This window comes from Halovivax asiaticus JCM 14624, from assembly GCF_000337515.1.
GTDB lineage: Archaea > Halobacteriota > Halobacteria > Halobacteriales > Natrialbaceae > Halovivax > Halovivax asiaticus.
This window is the reverse complement of record NZ_AOIQ01000021.1, coordinates 160,925-176,159: the sequence shown is the minus strand read 5'-3', so window position 1 is coordinate 176,159 and position 15,235 is coordinate 160,925. Positions and strand designations below refer to the sequence as shown.

Sequence of the window (15,235 nt, the reverse complement as noted above, 5' to 3'; positions counted from 1 at the left end):
CGGTGAGATTATCCGGCGAAATACGACGGCCCCTATCCACTAAGCAGTATTTCATTTCAAGGAAGATAGCCGATATAGCCTCCTATACCGGATAAATCGAAAGGTAAAATGCGTGCTTCAGGTATAGAAAGTGTATAGGCAGACGAGTCCGTACTGCCGAGTGACCAATGGCTCGGTTGTTCCCCCTGCGCTCAGAAACGCCGACGACCGACGGTACCCCCCGGGTCGTCGACCTCGACGGAGAGGATGCGGACGACGTCTTCGGTGCACTCTCCTCGACGACCGCCCGACAGATCTACGCGACGCTCGATGCGGAGCCCGGAACGCCGAGCGACGTCGCCGACGCGATCGACTCCTCCATCCAGAACGTCAGATACCACCTGGAGAAGCTGGAAGACGCCGGGCTGGTCGAAGTCGTCGACACCTGGTACTCCTCACGCGGGAACGAGATGAGCGTGTACGCGACGGCCAACGGACCCCTCATCGTCGCCAGCGACGAATCGCGTGCCACGCAGCTGAAACAGGCTGTCTCCCGCTACATCGGCGGGATCGGCGCCCTCGCGATCGGGAGTTTCGCCCTCCAGGCCGTCGCGATGCGCTTTGGCAGTTCGACCGGCGCCGCCGGGTCCACGGCAGGAGGTGACGCGACGGAATCCGGAGCTGACGGAGACAGCCCCGAATTCGATACACAGTATACGGATGGCGGGAGTGACGGGGGAGACGACACAATCTCGATCGCATCGGATCAAAACAACACGACAACTGCCGGCGACGGGGCAAATGGTGGCGGAGGCGAGTCAGATGGTATCCTCGACGGTACCATCGACGGCTTTATCTCGACGATCGAGGCGTTCGCGTCGCTCGACTCGCCGGGACTCCTGTTCTTCCTCGGTGGACTCGTCGTTCTCACCGCCCTCGTCGCCTGGTGGTACGTCGAGAATTACCAGCGACCGCAGCGGATCGGTCGCCAGTAATCCGATACCAGCATCGAACGGGGACCGCTCGATCCACTGCTGTCAGACGCAGGGGCAATCCAGTGGCTGAAAACCCATCAGTCAACAGGTATTAGGTCGTGCTAGCCCTAGGGAGGGACGACACAGACAGTCCCCGACAGAGCCCACCTATGGACGAAACCGAGAAGTACCTGATTCACGCGGCCGTCACGGCAGCTGGCGTCGTCGAGCGAAGCGACGTCGTCGGTGCAATTTTCGGCCAAACCGAAGGGCTACTGGGGGACGAACTCGACCTCCCGGAGCTCCGACGAACGGGAAAGCTCGGACACATCGACGTCTCGGTGTCGAGTTCGGGGGGCGAATCGCGCGGCACGGTGACGATTTCGACGAGCCTCGACAAGGTCGAGACCGCGACGCTTGCCGCCTCGCTCGAAACGATCGATCGGGTCGGCCCCTGTCGCGCCGCGTTCGAGGTCGACGAGATCGAAGACGTACGGGCAGCCAAGCGCCGCGAGGTGGTCGATCGCGCCGCCGAGTTGCTCCAGACCGGCTTCGACGACAGCGTGATGTCCTCGGCGGAGATCCTCTCGTCCGTCAGAGAGCACGTCCGCGTGGCAGATATCGACACGTACGAAGGACTGCCGGCCGGACCGCGCGTCAGCGAGAGTGACGCGATCATCGTCGTCGAAGGACGGGCGGATGTCCTCACGTTACTGCGCTACGGCATCAAGAACGCCGTCGGCGTCGAGGGGACGGACGTTCCCGACGAGATCGCGTCGCTGACACGCGACCGGACGACCACGGCGTTTCTCGACGCCGATCGTGGCGGCGAGTTGATCCTCGAAGAGCTCCGCCAGGTCGGCGACGTCGACTACGTCGCTCGGCCCCCAGACGGAGCCTCCGTCGAGGACCTGGACCACCACGAAGTGTTCACCGCACTCAGAAAGAAAGAACCGATCGAGCCGACCGTTTCGGCCGACGCCGCACCCACAGTGCAAGCGGGCGAGCAGTTCGGTCCGGAGACGGACAGGCAACGAGATGACTCGTCTAAGGTCCCTTCCAGTACCGACGGCGGGGCGTCGACTCGCGACCCACCACCCGCCGACCAGACCGCGATCGATCACGACGACAGTACCGACGAGACGACGTCACCGGGACGGGCGAGTACGACAGGCGAGACGGCGGCACGGACGGCACGTTCGAGCCCTCCGAGTGCTATCGAGACAGACGAGCGGTCCCCAGACGCGGACGACGACACCGACAGTTCGTCCACCAGATCGACAACAGCCGACACTGCCACGTCGTCCGCCGAACCGACGACTGCGGACACCGCCACATCGTCGGTCGAGCCAGCGACAGCCGGCGCCGACACCACGGAGACGCAGGACACCTCGACGAATACGGGCATCGAGTCGGTCGATCCCACCGACGAGACGACTGTCGACGAACCCGCTGTCGACCCGGACGAGTCGTCACACTCACTGTACGAACACGTCGCCGAACTTGGCACTGGAGAGAGCGGAACGGCCCGGTTCCTCGACGAGGACCGAACGGTCATCGACGACTACCCCGTGAACGAGATCCCCGACAGGCTCGAGACCGACGCGGCGCCATCGGTGATACTCCTCGACGGCGTTCTGAGTCAGGAACTGGTCGATCGGGCGGCCAAAAGCGGCGTCTCGACGATTATCGCCACGTCACTGGGCCAGTTCGTCAAACGACCGACGTCGGTACGGATCTTCGCGGCCGATTCGGTCGCGAGCGAGCCGCCAGCGGAGTGAGTGGACCACGAGAGCCACTTTTGACACCGAATTAGACGATGCCCAGCGGCGCCAGCAGGAGTGCCGCGACGACGGCCCCGGTAAGCGTCGCACAGAAATTTACGCTCCCGTTATCGAGCGTATTACCTTCGAGCGTCGCCCCGAAGAGGCTGTCGGCGAGGATGCCGACGGTGCCGGCAACGACGATGACGCCGAAGCCTAGCGGGCCGATCGGGGCGGCGAGCCAGAGCGAGATCGCACCGACGACGGTGATGCCGGCGATACCGGCGACCTGGCCCTGCCAGGTGACGGCGCCGTCGGTCCCCGGCGCCACGGGTTCGAGCGTCGTGATCAGGCGTGGCGACGGAAAGACGCCACCAATTTCACTCGACAGCGTGTCCCCAAGTGCGGTGGCGACCGCCCCCGCGAACGCGTACTGAAAGAGTAGTGAGTCGACGGCGAGGAGTCCGGCGTCGCTCGCTGCGTAGCCAAGCACCGCGACGAGCGCGATCGCGGAGTTGCTGAAGACGTTCGCGCTGCCCCGGGCGCCGTCGTTCCCCTCGGCGACACCGCGTGCCCGTTTCTCCTGATAGCGAAACTTCGTCGAGAGGCCGCCGATGCCGAAAAACGAGATCAACACGGCGAACCAGCTCCAGCCGCCGAGGACGATCGTCAACAGGCCGAGGAGGATGCCGGCGAGCATGCCAGCGACAGACGCGGTATCGAGCGCGTAGGACAGGTAGCCGAGGGCGATCATCACGCCGAGGGCGAGGGCGAGTTCGGGCGCGGAAATCGACGGGTCGAGCCGCCAGAGGAGCCAGCAGAGCCCGCCGGTCACGACGACGACCAGCGGATCGTCGTATCGCGGGAGTCTGGCCCGGAGGATCGCTGCCGCGAGGGCACCGCTGGCCCCCAGAAACACGGCGGTCGGGGCGACAGTCGAGATCGGACCGCCGTTCAGAGCGTGCGTGAGGAGTTGCCCGACGCTCGCTGCGACACCCCCGCCAACGCAAAACGCCGCCGCCGTGACCGCCCGATCGGCCGTGTAGATCCCGGCGACGGCTTCCGAAAGGTCGCCGTACCCAACGAGGACGACGACGCCGATCACGATGGACCAGGGGAGTGACGTGGCCCCGACCAGCGAGCCGAGAACGACGACCGCCAGGACGAAGGCCAACAGCGAATTGAGTCGACCGTCCTCCCGATCGGCCGGGAGCGCCAGGACGTCGAACACGCGTCCGCGACGAACGGTGAACCCGGCGACAGCCACGAGCGTTGCGAATCCGCTCGCGACGAGTGGCCCGAACAGCGGAACCGCGAGCGAGAGCGTGCCGAGTGCCGCGACGACGCTCGCTCGCCGAACGGTCGATGACACGATGGCCGATCCTTTCTGTGGGGGTTACTTAACGGTTCTTGACCGATTTGCCAACTCCCTCACGTACTGAGACGATTCGGTTACTATCGAGTCGTTTGCTTCGCGTGCGACGGGACCGAAATTGTAAGGCCCCACCGACCCGTTCGGTGGAGTGTGGGGCTTTACGAACGATACCTCGCCGCTCGGATCGGCCGTCACGAGTGCGACGTCCCCGATCACGTCGCGCTCGTCATCACCGAACGCGATCTGCTGGAACAGGGTGCCTACGAGACGCTCTCCGCGTTCGTCGAATGGGCACTGCGACCGGCCGAGCGAGTGACCATCTACGTCAGCGTCCTGGACGAGGAGGCGATCCCGACGCTCAGACGGGAACTCGCAGCTCTCGAGGTGCCAGTCGACGTCGCCGTCCGCGGGCCCGACGACCGACAGCCGGCCGACGCACCCGTCCAGATCGGGATCGGCCTCGGCGGCAAACACGAGTTCACGAACGCCGTCACGACGCTCGCCACGGCCGTCGACGCCGGGGAGCTCGCCGCCGACGAGATCGAAGATCGACACGTCGAATCACATCTCGTGTTCCCGAGCGAACCGGATCTGGTCATCAAGACCGGCGCCGAGCGGCTCTCCGATTTCATGATCTGGCAGTCGGTGTACTCCGAACTCTACTTCACCGACGTCAACTGGCGCGATTTCCGCAAACGGGACTTCCTCCGGGCCGTCCTCGAGTACTGCAATCGCTCCAGGCGCTACGGGCGGTAACCTGCGTCAGGCTGGCAGCGACGCTCTCCAACGTACTTACTCCGGTAGCGACGCTGCCAGCCAGACGATCAGACCCAGCACGACGAGAGTGAACGACGCCCCGATCGCGACGAACTCGGCGGGCGTCGTCCGTGCCGCTGCCGCGAGAGGGTGTCGTATCGAGCCGACCGCGACGAGGGCCAGAAACGCCGTACAACCGGCCACAACCAGCCCGACACCGACGGATCGGTGACTCGCGAGGGGATCGTGACTCATCGGAACCGATCACCGTGTGGCGATCCTCGTTCCGTATTCCTGCGAGATCGATCGGGAACGGGCGCGACCGGGGAGCGACTGCGACCGCTCATTCCGGGGCGGTCTCCTGTGAGTCCACCTCGAGTTCCTCGAGCGATTCGCGTTCGGTCGAGGGGAGTGAGTCACGAAATCGGCCGAGGATCGAACGGGCATCCGCGAGTTCGGTCTCACCCATCGCGCGCAAGAGGGCGAGGGCTCGCCTGGCGCGCGTCCGTCGCCACGAGCGCTCGCGGTGTTCGTAGGTTCTGACCGCCCGGAGGAAGTCCGCGCGGGAGAACGCTGGCCAGTACGGCGTACAGAAGTAGACGGCGGCTTCGTTGCCGTTCGCGTGCCAGGGGAGGAAGTTCGAGGTGCGTTCGTCACCGCCGGTCCGGATGATGAGGTCGACGTCACGAACGGTGCGGCCGTACAGGCGCGCCTCGATCGTCTCCACGTCGATGTCGTCGGGCGTCAGGTCACCGTCTTCGACCTCCCTGGCGACGCTACGGGCTGCGGAGAGGAGTTCGTTCCGACCACCGTACGCGAGTGCGATATTGAGGACGAAATCGTCGTAGTCACCGGTTCGGTCCTCCGCGTACGCGATGGCCGTCTGAACGCGGTCGGGCAGTCGTTCGACGTCGCCGATGGCCCGGATACAGACGCCTTCCTCGTGGACGCGCTCCGCGTCGGCGAACTCTCGTAACTTCTCACAGAGGAGGTCGAAGATCACCTCCTGCTGGTCGGTCGGGCGATCGAAGTTCTCCGTCGAGAACGTGTACAGGGTGAGTTCCTCGACGCCGACTTCCTGGCACCACTCGAGGACGCGTTCGGTGGTGTCGGCACCGGCTTCGTAGCCCGTCGCGGTGTCCGCCCCGGCCTCACGTGCGTACCGACGGTTCCCGTCCTGAATAACCGCGACGTGGGCCGGCGCTCGCTCGTCGTCACCAAGTTCACGACGGAGGAGCCGTTCGTAACTCTCACCCAGTTGTCGGCGCAACCAGCCACGCATCGGTCGAACCAACGAGACCCACGTCCATGTGTCTTTCGAGGTGATTGGATTTGTGAAAAACGAAGCGAGCCACCGCAGTGGGGCGATCGAGCGCACTCACGGGCGCGTCTCGCCAACGAAATCGTGACCGCTATCCGTGGTGACCCCGAAAGGCGAGCAAATGGATGGCGTTATCGACGAGGATCTCTACCGGCGGACGAAGGCCCTGCTCGAACCCGGCGAGATCGAGTTGAACGGCGCAATCGTCCACACCGAGTACGACGGCCAGGAAGACGTCCAGATGATGCAGGCGACGATCGATAGCGGCGACGTCATCGCCGAGGCGGCCGGCTACGACCCCGCGGACTGTTACGTCTACTCGGGGAACGACGACACGGACTTCTCCTCGAACCAACACCAGGGCAAGACCATCGACGGCGACGAGTTCGTCTGGGAGTGCCAACAGCTCCTTCGAAAGGGCAGTTTCGATCTCGTCTTCTACTACGAGGCGAGCGCAGACCAGCAGGCGATCGAAGACGGCGTTCGCGACCTCGGATTCGGCGTGACGAGTGTCGACGGCACCACCACCGAGGAATGAGTCGAGTGGCCCTGGCCTGTGGGCACTCGACCGTTCGGCGTCGACGACCAGGGGTGGCTCGGGCGGGCGCCGGGTCATCGATAGCTCAACCGACTGCTGGGTTGGAAACGATCCGAACGGGTTCGGCCGAAACTGCCGGCAGTCGGCGCAGAACGGCTGTCGACGGTGCGCCGGTTTGGACACCTTTACGTAGCGGCGAGCCCAAATCAGTCGACGTGAACGCGGACGGACCCGACGGAACCGTGCTCGATGGAGGGGTGTCGCCGTGACGATCAGCGGCGTCGTCTCCAGTGCTCGCGTGACCCACGACACGGCAGCCGTCGACGAGCTGGCAGCGGCGACCCCCGAGAGCCAACCCGCTGCCGTCTCACAGCTGCTGTCGGCGCCGGAATGTCGGGAAGCGTACGTTCTCGCGACCTGCAATCGCGTCGAGGCCTACGTCGTCACCGAGACGGCACGCGACGGCTGGGATATTCTCGCGACCTTCTTCGACGACGTCCCCGAACGAGTTGTCGAAACGGCCGCCCACGAGGATAGCCTCACCCACCTGCTCCGCGTCGCGAGCGGGCTGGAGTCGGTGGTCCTCGGCGAGGACCAGATCATCGGCCAGGTACGCACGGCCTACGAGGACGCGGCTGCCGTCGGTGGCGTTGGCGACCTGCTCGAACCGGCCGTGACGAAGGCGATCCACGTCGGCGAACGGGCCCGGACCGAAACGACGATCAACGAGGGGATCGTCTCGCTCGGCTCCGCTGCCGTCGAACTCGCCGGCGAGACGATCGACGTCGACGGCGTCGACGCGCTCGTGGTCGGCGCCGGCGAGATGGGACAGCTCGCCGCCCGGGCGCTCGAATCGAGTACCGTCGGCCGTCTCACGATCGCCAACCGGACGGTCGAACGCGCGGAGTCAGTGCGCGAAACGATCGAGACGCCGGGGACGGCCGTCCCGCTCTCGGCACTTTCGGAACACGCGTGCGAGGCGACGCTCATCGTGACCGCGACGGGGAGCGACGAGCCGGTCCTCGGCCCCGACGACGTCGGCCACCACGAACAGGTGATCGTCGACCTCGGGCAGCCGCGGGACGTCGACCCCGTGACGGGATCGGTGCCGGAGACGACCGTCTACGACCTCGACGATCTCGAGTCGCTCACGCGAAAGACCCGGGAGCAACGCCAGACGGCCGCCGACGAGGTCGAATCGATGATCGAGCGGGAGTTCGACAACCTCCTCACGCAGTTAAAGCGTGCGCGTGCAGACGAGGTCATCGCGGCGATGTACGAGAGTGCAACCCGGATCAAGAATCGGGAAGTGCAGACGGCACTACACCGGCTCGAAGATCGCGGCAGTGTCTCCGACGAGGAACGAGAGATCGTCGAGTCGATGGCCGACGCCGTCGTCAACCAGTTGCTCTCGGCGCCCACCGAGAGTCTGCGTGACGCCGCCGTCGACGACGACTGGGAGACGATCGACACCGCCCTGCGGCTGTTCGATCCAGCCGAAAACGGTGGGGAGCCAGGGCCCACGTCTCGAAACATACCGGCCGAACACGCTCTCGGAGCGGCCGAAGACGACTGAGAGGGGCCCACCGCTGTGGCGACGCCACACCGTCTGCTTTTTCGACAGGAAATAACCGACGGCAGTCCGGTTGACCCACCGGCGAGCGACTACCCGAATTATTATTTCGCTGGCCTTCATCGGTGGCCCTATGGCCGACCGACTCTCCGACGACGAGATCGCCGAAGGACTGCCGAGTAGCTGGCAACGGGAGGGTGACGAGATCGTTCGCGTCTACGAGTTCACCGACTATCTACACGGCGTCAACTTCGCCCAGATGGTCGGCGAAATCGCCGAAGCCCAGTTTCACCACCCCGAAATCATCATCCGGTTCAAGGAAGTCGAGATCCGGCTGACGACCCACGACGAGGGCGGAATCACCGACGCCGACATCGAGATGGCCGAGTTCATCGAATCCGAACAGACCGCCCAGACCGGCGGCATCGACGACGTCGAACTCTGAGTGGCGGAGTGAACTGACGCGCGTAGCGAGTTTCTCAGGCGATTCGATCACCGGTTTCCAATGCGCCGCCTCACCACAGTCAGCCGTCGCCGAAATAACTCCTGCAGTGAGACAGGGGAGTGGCTACGGGGCCGGACTCGTGCGGTGAACGTATGCCCGAGACCACGCAGGACGTTCGCCGACTGACGGCGGACGCACTCGTTCCCGGTACGACCGTCTGCTACCATCACCGGCAGGGACGCGATCTGGCGACGATCACGGAGACCGACGGGACGTTCGTCACGTTCGTCGGCGAGAACTGCGACGCACGATTTACCCACCGACAGATCGAACGGCTGCTCGACGCCGGACGACTCGAGATCGTCCTGACGGACGACGATTCCTGAGGTTTCTGGATGGGCCCGCGGTTCGTGTCGACGAACCCGTTTCGAGGCCCGCGATCCGTATCGCCGAACTCGTTTCGGACCTGAGTACGGGCTTCGGCGACCACAACGCCCATGGTCGCTCCACACGAACGATCTGATCGATGGGCGAGGGGTACGACTACTGGCTGCTCGATCTGGACGGAACGCTGGTCGACGTCGAGTGGTCGTACGTCCGCGAGGTGTTCGATCAGGTTGGCACCCGCCTGGATCGACCCTTTAGCGACGCGGAGGCCGAAACGCTGTGGCACGGCCTGACCGGGTCGAGAAGTCGACAACTTCGCCAGTGGGGCGTCGACCCGGACCCGTTCTGGAACGTCTTCCACGACGTCGAGGATCCGGCAGTCAGGGCCGAGGCGACGTACCTCTACGACGACGCGGCGTTCGTCGCCGACCTCGAGGAACCGGTCGGGCTCGTGACCCACTGCCAGTCGTTTCTGACCGAGCCGATTCTCGACCAGCTTGATATCGCCGACTGGTTCGACGCGGTCTGCTGTTGTACGGACGAGACGGGCTGGAAACCCGATCCGACACCCGTCGAAGGGGTCGTGGCCGAACTGGCCGACGCCGGCGGGACGGGGACCGGTGCCTCGAACCACACCAGTGTCACGAGCGGCAGCGGCGTCCTGGCCGGTGACGGCGCCTGTGACGTCGGCGCAGCCTGGAACGCCGGGCTAGATGCGATACACGTCGACCGGCACGGGCCGGAACAGCGCGGGCACTGCGTTCGTGGTGACCACCGCATTAGCTCGTTCGACGAACTCGACATTCGGTGACCGCGTGGAGTCGACTGGAGGAGCGACGGCTTCAGGGGGCGTGCTCGCCGGCGGGTTGTAGTTCCGCATCGACGAGGGTCTCGTAGGCGCGGCGCAATCGTTCGGAGAGTGCCTGATGGGAAATTCCCAGTTCGGCGGCCAGTTCTTCCATCGACGTCCGTCTGGGGATCTCGAAGTAGCCGTGTTCGAATGCCGCGACGAGCGCTTCGCGCTGTTCGGGGGTGAGCCGCGGGTGTGCCGTCGGCCCGCCGCCGAGCTGTGAGACGCGGACGATCTCGACCGCCGTCCCGGCCTCGTCGAGTCGGTCGTGCGTGTCGGCGAGCGCGTTCCGGTCCGGAAACCGCATCTCGAGTTGCCACCAGCCCGATCGCCCCGTCGCGTCGAGAACGGTCGCGTCGGCCTCGAGCAGCCGATCGAATCGAGTACGGGTCGCCGTGGACGGTTCGACGTCGTAGAGCAGTCGGTCGGGCGTCTCGATCAAGAGTTCCGCCGCTGCCACCGACGCGTCGGCGGTGAGTGCGTCGGTCACCGCCTCGGCCCCCGCGCCGGCGATCCACAGCGAGGGGACCGTCCGGGAGATCGAGGACTCGAGCTGGACCGACAGGTCGGAGAGGCGATCGAACGAGTCCGCGAGGACCAGATCGGCAGCGGGGATTCGAAACTCTGCGATCGTAGACATTGCAAGCACGTACATCGCTAGGCCCTAAAAACGCCATACTAAGCGACTATGACGGTCGTTATCCACTGAAAGTCAGTATTCACGAAGTGTCATCGACACCGACCAGCGATCCGTTCACGAGTTACCGCAGCGAAGCAGGGCGGGCGACGATCAGATCACCCTGCCACGGGCAGCCATCCGAAAGCCACCGCGGGGTTTTTCGTTCCGGGGTGCGAAGGACGGATAATGGCTGGTATTCGCGATGCACTCCGGGAGCTCCCGAGCGACGTCTTCTACGATCTGCTCGCGGACGAGGACGCCTACCTGCTCGTCGTCGACCTCCCCGGCGTCTCCGCGACGACGCTCGACGTCACCGTCGATTCCGGGACGCTGCATATCGACGCGACGCGAGAGCTCACCCACCCCGACGACTTCGAGTACGTCGAGGAGAATCGGCCGGATCGTCGCGAACTGACCGTCTCGTTGCCCGAAGACGCGGACGGCGATGCCGTCGAAACCGACATCGACCGCGGCGTCCTCGAGGTGACGATTCCGAAGCTGGACGCGACGGCGATCGACGTCGTCGACGAAGACGGAGCCACCTGATCGGGTGAGACGTGTGGGCCGCCTTCGCGCGTACGGTCGGTTCGTCCGTGTTATGTGGCGGTTTCTTCCGCTATTGGTGGCCTACGCGCGAGATCGGCATCGGTTCGTCCTGTTCGGTCGGTCCCGGACCGTATCCCGTGATATCCACCGCGAGCGCGCCGAACGGTTGCTCTCGATCCTGTTCGCCCTCGGGCCGACGTTCGTCAAACTCGGACAGTTGCTCTCGAGTCGGCCCGACGTCTTGCCGCCGACGTACCTCGAGGTCCTCTCGGCGTTACAGGACGACGTGCCGCCGGCCGACTGGGACGATGCGCGAACGGTGCTCGAAGACGAACTGGGGCCGGTCGACGAGCGGTTCGACGACTTCGACCGTGAGGCGATCAGCGGGGCGAGCCTGGGACAGGTCTACCGGGCCAGCCTCGACGGCCAGGACGTCGCCGTCAAGGTTCGCCGACCCGGCGTCGAGTCGCTCGTCGCCGCCGACCTCCGCGTGATCCACTGGACGGTGCCGCTCCTGCGACGGTTCGTCGACGACGCGCGGGCCTACTCGCTCGACACGCTGGCCGAGGAGTTCGATCGGACGATTCGCCAGGAGATGGATTACGAACGAGAGGCACGGATGCTCGAGTCCGTCGCCGCAAACTTCGCGGACGACGCGGGCGTCGTCCACCCGGACGTGATCGAGAGCCACTCCGGCAAGAGCGTCCTCACGATGGAGTACGTCGAGGGGACGAAGATCACCGACGTCGAGACGCTCGACGCCACGGGTGTCGACCGGGCCGCCCTCGCCGAACGCCTCCAGGAGGCCTACATGCAGATGGTTATCGAGGACGGGGTCTTCCACGCCGACCCGCATCCGGGTAACCTGGCGGTCGACGGCGAGGGGCGCATCGTCTTCTACGACTTCGGGATGTCCGGTCGCGTCGATCCCTACATCCAGGAAAAGATCGTCGACTTCTACGTGGCGATCGCTCGCCGCGACACCGACGCCGTCCTCGACACGCTGATCGAGGTCGGCACGCTACGGCCCGACGCCGACCGCGCGGTGATGGCCGAGGTACTCGAACTCGCGATCGAGGACGCGACCGGCGCGGAGATCGAACAGCGGCGGGTACAGCGGATCGTCGAACAGATCGAGGACTCGATCTACGAGTTCCCGTTCCGGCTGCCGCGCAATCTCGCGCTCGTGCTACGCGTCGCGACCGTCGTCGAGGGCGTCTGCGTCACGCTCGATCCCGAGTTCGATTTCATCGAGACGGCGACGCACTTCCTGACCGAGCGCGGCTACCGTGAAGAGACCGCCCGCGCATACGTCGAAGATGCGGGCAACCAGCTTCGACAGTCGGTGATCTCGGCCGCCCGAATTCCACCGAAAGCCGAGCAAGCGCTCGATCGGGTCGAACGCGACGACCTCTTCGTCCGGGCGGGGATCGAAGATCCCGACGACGTCCTCGACCAACTCGCCAGACGGATCACGTACGGGCTGGTGCTCGCGGCGGGGATCGTCACGGCCGGCCTCGGCATCGCCCTCGACGCCACCGCCGTCGCCCTCACAGCCGGTGCCTTGATCGTCGTGGCGACAATCGCCCTCCGCCGATCCTTCCGAACGCGTGAGGGGATCAGCGCGCGGCCACAGTTCACCCGTCAGCGCCTGCGCCAGCGCGAGCACGAGCAGGACGAAGAGTGAAGATTCGAGCCGTCACGAACCAACGGACCGGGAACGCCTTTCACGACGGCCGTCCCAGTTACCCCATGGACTACGACCGGATCGCGGATCTCCCGGTGCGGATCGACGACGTCGCCCTCGAGCGACGCGAGCGTGAGACGTCGAGTGACTTTACGCGCGTGACGACGATCGTCTCGCTGTCAGGGCCCGGTCCCGACGGTGCGCAGGTCGTCGGTCGCGGCGAGGACGTCACCTACGACGCCGACGAACACGACGCACTGGCGCGAACGGGCCTGCCGGATCTCATCGGCGAGTACACGATGGACTCATTCTCAGCCCACGTCGGCGAGGTCGATTGCTTCCCGGCTGGTGCGCCCGACCGGGAAGTGTTTCGCAACTACCGGCGCTGGGGGATCGAGAGCGCGGCACTCGATCTGGCACTTCGACAGGCCGAGACCGGGCTGGCGAGCGCGCTCGATCGCGAGTCGAATCCCGTGCGCTTCGTCGCCAGCACGCGGCTGGGTGACCCGCCCACCGTCGATCGTGTCGAGTCGCTGCTCGATCGAGTCCCCGACCTGCAACTGAAACTCGACCCGACGACCGAGTGGACCGACGCGGTGATCGACGCGCTCGTCGACACGGGCGCCGTACGGATCCTGGACCTCAAGGGGCAATACGAGGGAACCGACGTCGACGCGCCGGCCGATCCAGACCTGTACCGACGCCTTCTGGAAGCGTTCTCCGACGCCGTCATCGAGGATCCCGCGCTGACCGACGAGACGCGTGCACTGTTCGACGATCCGGAAATCCGCAGTCGCGTCTCCTGGGACGCGCCGATCCACGGCCTGGACGACGTCCGGGCATTACCGTGGGAACCCGACTGGCTCAACATCAAGCCCTCGCGGTTCGGCTCGCTCGAGTCGCTGTTCGAGACGATCGAGTACTGCAGGGACCGTGACGTCACGATGTACGGCGGCGGCCAGTTCGAACTCGACGTCGGTCGCGGCCAGCTACAACTGCTCGCGTCGCTTTGCTACCCCGACGGCCCGAACGATATCGCTCCCCAGCCGTACAACCGCCCGACCGTCCCGACGGACCTCCCAGCGCCGCCCCTTTCGGCCCCCACATCGCCGGTCGGGTTTCGGTGGGAGTGAGCGGATCGAAGCTCGCCCGCCGCACCAGCCGCCACGTTCGCTGGCGTCTCATCCGCCGCGTTCGCTGCCGCCGACCGTACCTACTTGCTTCCCGGGACTCGTAGAACCGGTATGCAGATCGCCCCCTTCGGACTCGAACGCTGGTTCGATCGGTACGAACACGACGCGGACATCATGCTCGCCGAGAGCGGCATCCGGAGCCTTGCGGCGGATCGATTCGACACCGATCCCGGCGAACTGGGCTACGTCATCCCGACCGACGGCGACCCCGAGTTTCGGGCCGACGTTGCCGCCCGGTACGATCGCACTGCGGACGAATGCTGTTTCACCTGCGGCACGCAAGAGGCGAACTTCCTCGCGTTTCTGGCGCTGCTGGACACAGACGGTCCCGGTGACACAGGAGGATCGGACGACGGAGCCGTGACCGGCTCTGGCGAGCACGCCGTCGTCGTTACGCCGACCTACCAGGCCCTTCACGCCGTCCCGGAAGCGGTCGGATCGGTCAGCCACGTCGAGTTGGAGCCGCCGAACTGGGAACTTTCGGTCGACGCCGTCGCGGAGGCGGTGACCGACGAGACGGCCGTCGTCGTGTGCAACAATCCGAACAACCCGACCGGGCGCTACCACCCCCAGTCGGTCGTCGACGACATTGCAGCGATTGCGGCCGATCACGACGCGTACTTGCTCTGTGACGAGGTCTATCGCCGCCTCGCCGACGACCCCCTGGAGCCCGTCGCGGCGCGATACGACCACGGCATCTCGACGACGAGCCTGACGAAGGCCTACGGGCTCGCGGGGACGCGCTTCGGCTGGCTCGTCGGGCCGGAACCCGTCGTCGAGGCGGCGGTTCGCTGGAAGGACTACACGACCATCTCCCCCAGCATCTTCGGCCAACACGTCGCGAAGCAGGCGCTGGGGGAACACGAAGACGAGATCCTGGCCGAGAACCGCGCGCTCGCGACCGAGAACCGAGCAATCGTGCGCGAGTTCATCGACGACCACGGCCTCGACTGGTACGACCCCGTCGGCGTCAACGGCTTCGTGACCGTCCCCGATGGCTTCGCTGACGGGACAGACTTCTGTCGCACCGTCGTCGAGGACGAGGGCGTCGTCCTCGCTCCCGGAGAGTACTTCGGCCACCCCGAGTACTTCCGGATCGGGTTCGGGCTGCCGACAGAAGAGTTACGGGAGGGACTGAAGCGAGTCGAGTGCGTGATCGGAGAGTAGCC

At 65.5% G+C, this 15,235-nt stretch carries 16 protein-coding genes; 12 read left to right on the top strand and 4 right to left on the bottom strand.

The window, feature by feature from the left end:
* The first annotated feature begins 167 nt into the window (after nt 1–167).
* On the top strand, nt 168–974 hold the full coding sequence (locus tag C479_RS13400; protein WP_007703598.1) for an ArsR/SmtB family transcription factor: 807 nt from the start codon (nt 168–170) through the stop codon (nt 972–974).
* 149 nt (nt 975–1,123) lie between these two features.
* Nucleotides 1,124–2,734: a DNA primase DnaG gene (gene dnaG, locus C479_RS13395; protein WP_007703597.1), complete on the top strand. Its 1,611-nt coding sequence runs from the start codon at nt 1,124–1,126 to the stop codon at nt 2,732–2,734.
* Between the two features lie 31 nt (nt 2,735–2,765).
* On the opposite strand, the gene C479_RS13390 is transcribed toward dnaG, so the two are convergent.
* Nucleotides 2,766–4,088, bottom strand: coding sequence for a DUF92 domain-containing protein (locus C479_RS13390; RefSeq protein WP_007703595.1), 1,323 nt, complete (start codon nt 4,086–4,088; stop codon nt 2,766–2,768).
* 153 nt (nt 4,089–4,241) lie between these two features.
* On the opposite strand from C479_RS13390, the gene C479_RS13385 reads away from it, so the two are divergent.
* On the top strand, nt 4,242–4,847 hold the full coding sequence (locus C479_RS13385) for an undecaprenyl diphosphate synthase family protein (protein ID WP_007703592.1): 606 nt from the start codon (nt 4,242–4,244) through the stop codon (nt 4,845–4,847).
* Nucleotides 4,848–4,883: 36 nt separating this feature from the next.
* Here C479_RS13385 and C479_RS13380 read toward each other — a convergent pair whose 3' ends face one another.
* Nucleotides 4,884–5,102 carry a hypothetical protein gene (locus C479_RS13380; protein WP_007703590.1) on the bottom strand — a complete coding sequence of 73 codons (219 nt, stop codon included), beginning with the start codon at nt 5,100–5,102 and terminating at the stop codon, nt 4,884–4,886.
* 88 nt (nt 5,103–5,190) lie between these two features.
* Complete coding sequence (gene uppS / locus C479_RS13375) at nt 5,191–6,129, bottom strand: polyprenyl diphosphate synthase (protein ID WP_007703584.1); 939 nt, start codon at nt 6,127–6,129, stop codon at nt 5,191–5,193.
* 160 nt (nt 6,130–6,289) lie between these two features.
* On the opposite strand from uppS, the gene C479_RS13370 reads away from it, so the two are divergent.
* From C479_RS13370 to C479_RS13350, 5 genes are all read left to right on the top strand, one after another.
* Complete coding sequence (locus C479_RS13370; protein WP_007703583.1) at nt 6,290–6,706, top strand: DUF5778 family protein; 417 nt, start codon at nt 6,290–6,292, stop codon at nt 6,704–6,706.
* Between the two features lie 265 nt (nt 6,707–6,971).
* A complete protein-coding gene (gene hemA, locus C479_RS13365; protein ID WP_007703582.1) occupies nt 6,972–8,282 on the top strand; it encodes a glutamyl-tRNA reductase in 1,311 nt (436 codons plus the stop codon).
* A gap of 130 nt (nt 8,283–8,412) precedes the next feature.
* A complete protein-coding gene (locus C479_RS13360; protein ID WP_007703581.1) occupies nt 8,413–8,724 on the top strand; it encodes a 4a-hydroxytetrahydrobiopterin dehydratase in 312 nt (103 codons plus the stop codon).
* 152 nt (nt 8,725–8,876) lie between these two features.
* Nucleotides 8,877–9,110: a hypothetical protein gene (locus C479_RS13355; protein WP_007703580.1), complete on the top strand. Its 234-nt coding sequence runs from the start codon at nt 8,877–8,879 to the stop codon at nt 9,108–9,110.
* A 140-nt stretch (nt 9,111–9,250) separates the two neighbouring features.
* Nucleotides 9,251–9,922: an HAD family hydrolase gene (locus C479_RS13350; protein WP_007703579.1), complete on the top strand. Its 672-nt coding sequence runs from the start codon at nt 9,251–9,253 to the stop codon at nt 9,920–9,922.
* Between the two features lie 31 nt (nt 9,923–9,953).
* Here C479_RS13350 and C479_RS13345 read toward each other — a convergent pair whose 3' ends face one another.
* On the bottom strand, nt 9,954–10,601 hold the full coding sequence (locus C479_RS13345; protein WP_007703577.1) for a helix-turn-helix domain-containing protein: 648 nt from the start codon (nt 10,599–10,601) through the stop codon (nt 9,954–9,956).
* A gap of 225 nt (nt 10,602–10,826) precedes the next feature.
* On the opposite strand from C479_RS13345, the gene C479_RS13340 reads away from it, so the two are divergent.
* The 4 genes from C479_RS13340 to C479_RS13325 all read left to right on the top strand — a co-directional run bounded on the left by C479_RS13340 (nt 10,827) and on the right by C479_RS13325 (nt 15,233).
* A complete protein-coding gene (locus tag C479_RS13340; RefSeq protein WP_007703576.1) occupies nt 10,827–11,186 on the top strand; it encodes an Hsp20/alpha crystallin family protein in 360 nt (119 codons plus the stop codon).
* Between the two features lie 52 nt (nt 11,187–11,238).
* Complete coding sequence (locus C479_RS13335; protein ID WP_007703575.1) at nt 11,239–12,873, top strand: ABC1 kinase family protein; 1,635 nt, start codon at nt 11,239–11,241, stop codon at nt 12,871–12,873.
* A 65-nt stretch (nt 12,874–12,938) separates the two neighbouring features.
* Nucleotides 12,939–14,006, top strand: coding sequence for an enolase (locus C479_RS13330; protein ID WP_049907397.1), 1,068 nt, complete (start codon nt 12,939–12,941; stop codon nt 14,004–14,006).
* 111 nt (nt 14,007–14,117) lie between these two features.
* Nucleotides 14,118–15,233, top strand: coding sequence for an aminotransferase class I/II-fold pyridoxal phosphate-dependent enzyme (locus C479_RS13325; RefSeq protein WP_007703573.1), 1,116 nt, complete (start codon nt 14,118–14,120; stop codon nt 15,231–15,233).
* Nucleotides 15,234–15,235 lie beyond the last annotated feature (2 nt).

Excerpts from the sequence above, each read along its gene's own strand:
- C479_RS13400 (WP_007703598.1), top strand. The coding sequence starts at position 168 with ATGGCTCGGTTGTTCCCCCTGCGCTCAGAAACGCCGACGACCGACGGT.
- dnaG (WP_007703597.1), top strand. The coding sequence starts at position 1,124 with ATGGACGAAACCGAGAAGTACCTGATTCACGCGGCCGTCACGGCAGCT.
- C479_RS13380 (WP_007703590.1), bottom strand. The coding sequence starts at position 5,102 with ATGAGTCACGATCCCCTCGCGAGTCACCGATCCGTCGGTGTCGGGCTG.
- uppS (WP_007703584.1), bottom strand. The coding sequence starts at position 6,129 with ATGCGTGGCTGGTTGCGCCGACAACTGGGTGAGAGTTACGAACGGCTC.
- C479_RS13370 (WP_007703583.1), top strand. The coding sequence starts at position 6,290 with ATGGATGGCGTTATCGACGAGGATCTCTACCGGCGGACGAAGGCCCTG.
- C479_RS13360 (WP_007703581.1), top strand. The coding sequence starts at position 8,413 with ATGGCCGACCGACTCTCCGACGACGAGATCGCCGAAGGACTGCCGAGT.
- C479_RS13355 (WP_007703580.1), top strand. The coding sequence starts at position 8,877 with ATGCCCGAGACCACGCAGGACGTTCGCCGACTGACGGCGGACGCACTC.
- C479_RS13350 (WP_007703579.1), top strand. The coding sequence starts at position 9,251 with ATGGGCGAGGGGTACGACTACTGGCTGCTCGATCTGGACGGAACGCTG.
- C479_RS13345 (WP_007703577.1), bottom strand. The coding sequence starts at position 10,601 with ATGTCTACGATCGCAGAGTTTCGAATCCCCGCTGCCGATCTGGTCCTC.
- C479_RS13340 (WP_007703576.1), top strand. The coding sequence starts at position 10,827 with ATGGCTGGTATTCGCGATGCACTCCGGGAGCTCCCGAGCGACGTCTTC.
- C479_RS13335 (WP_007703575.1), top strand. The coding sequence starts at position 11,239 with ATGTGGCGGTTTCTTCCGCTATTGGTGGCCTACGCGCGAGATCGGCAT.
- C479_RS13330 (WP_049907397.1), top strand. The coding sequence starts at position 12,939 with ATGGACTACGACCGGATCGCGGATCTCCCGGTGCGGATCGACGACGTC.
- C479_RS13325 (WP_007703573.1), top strand. The coding sequence starts at position 14,118 with ATGCAGATCGCCCCCTTCGGACTCGAACGCTGGTTCGATCGGTACGAA.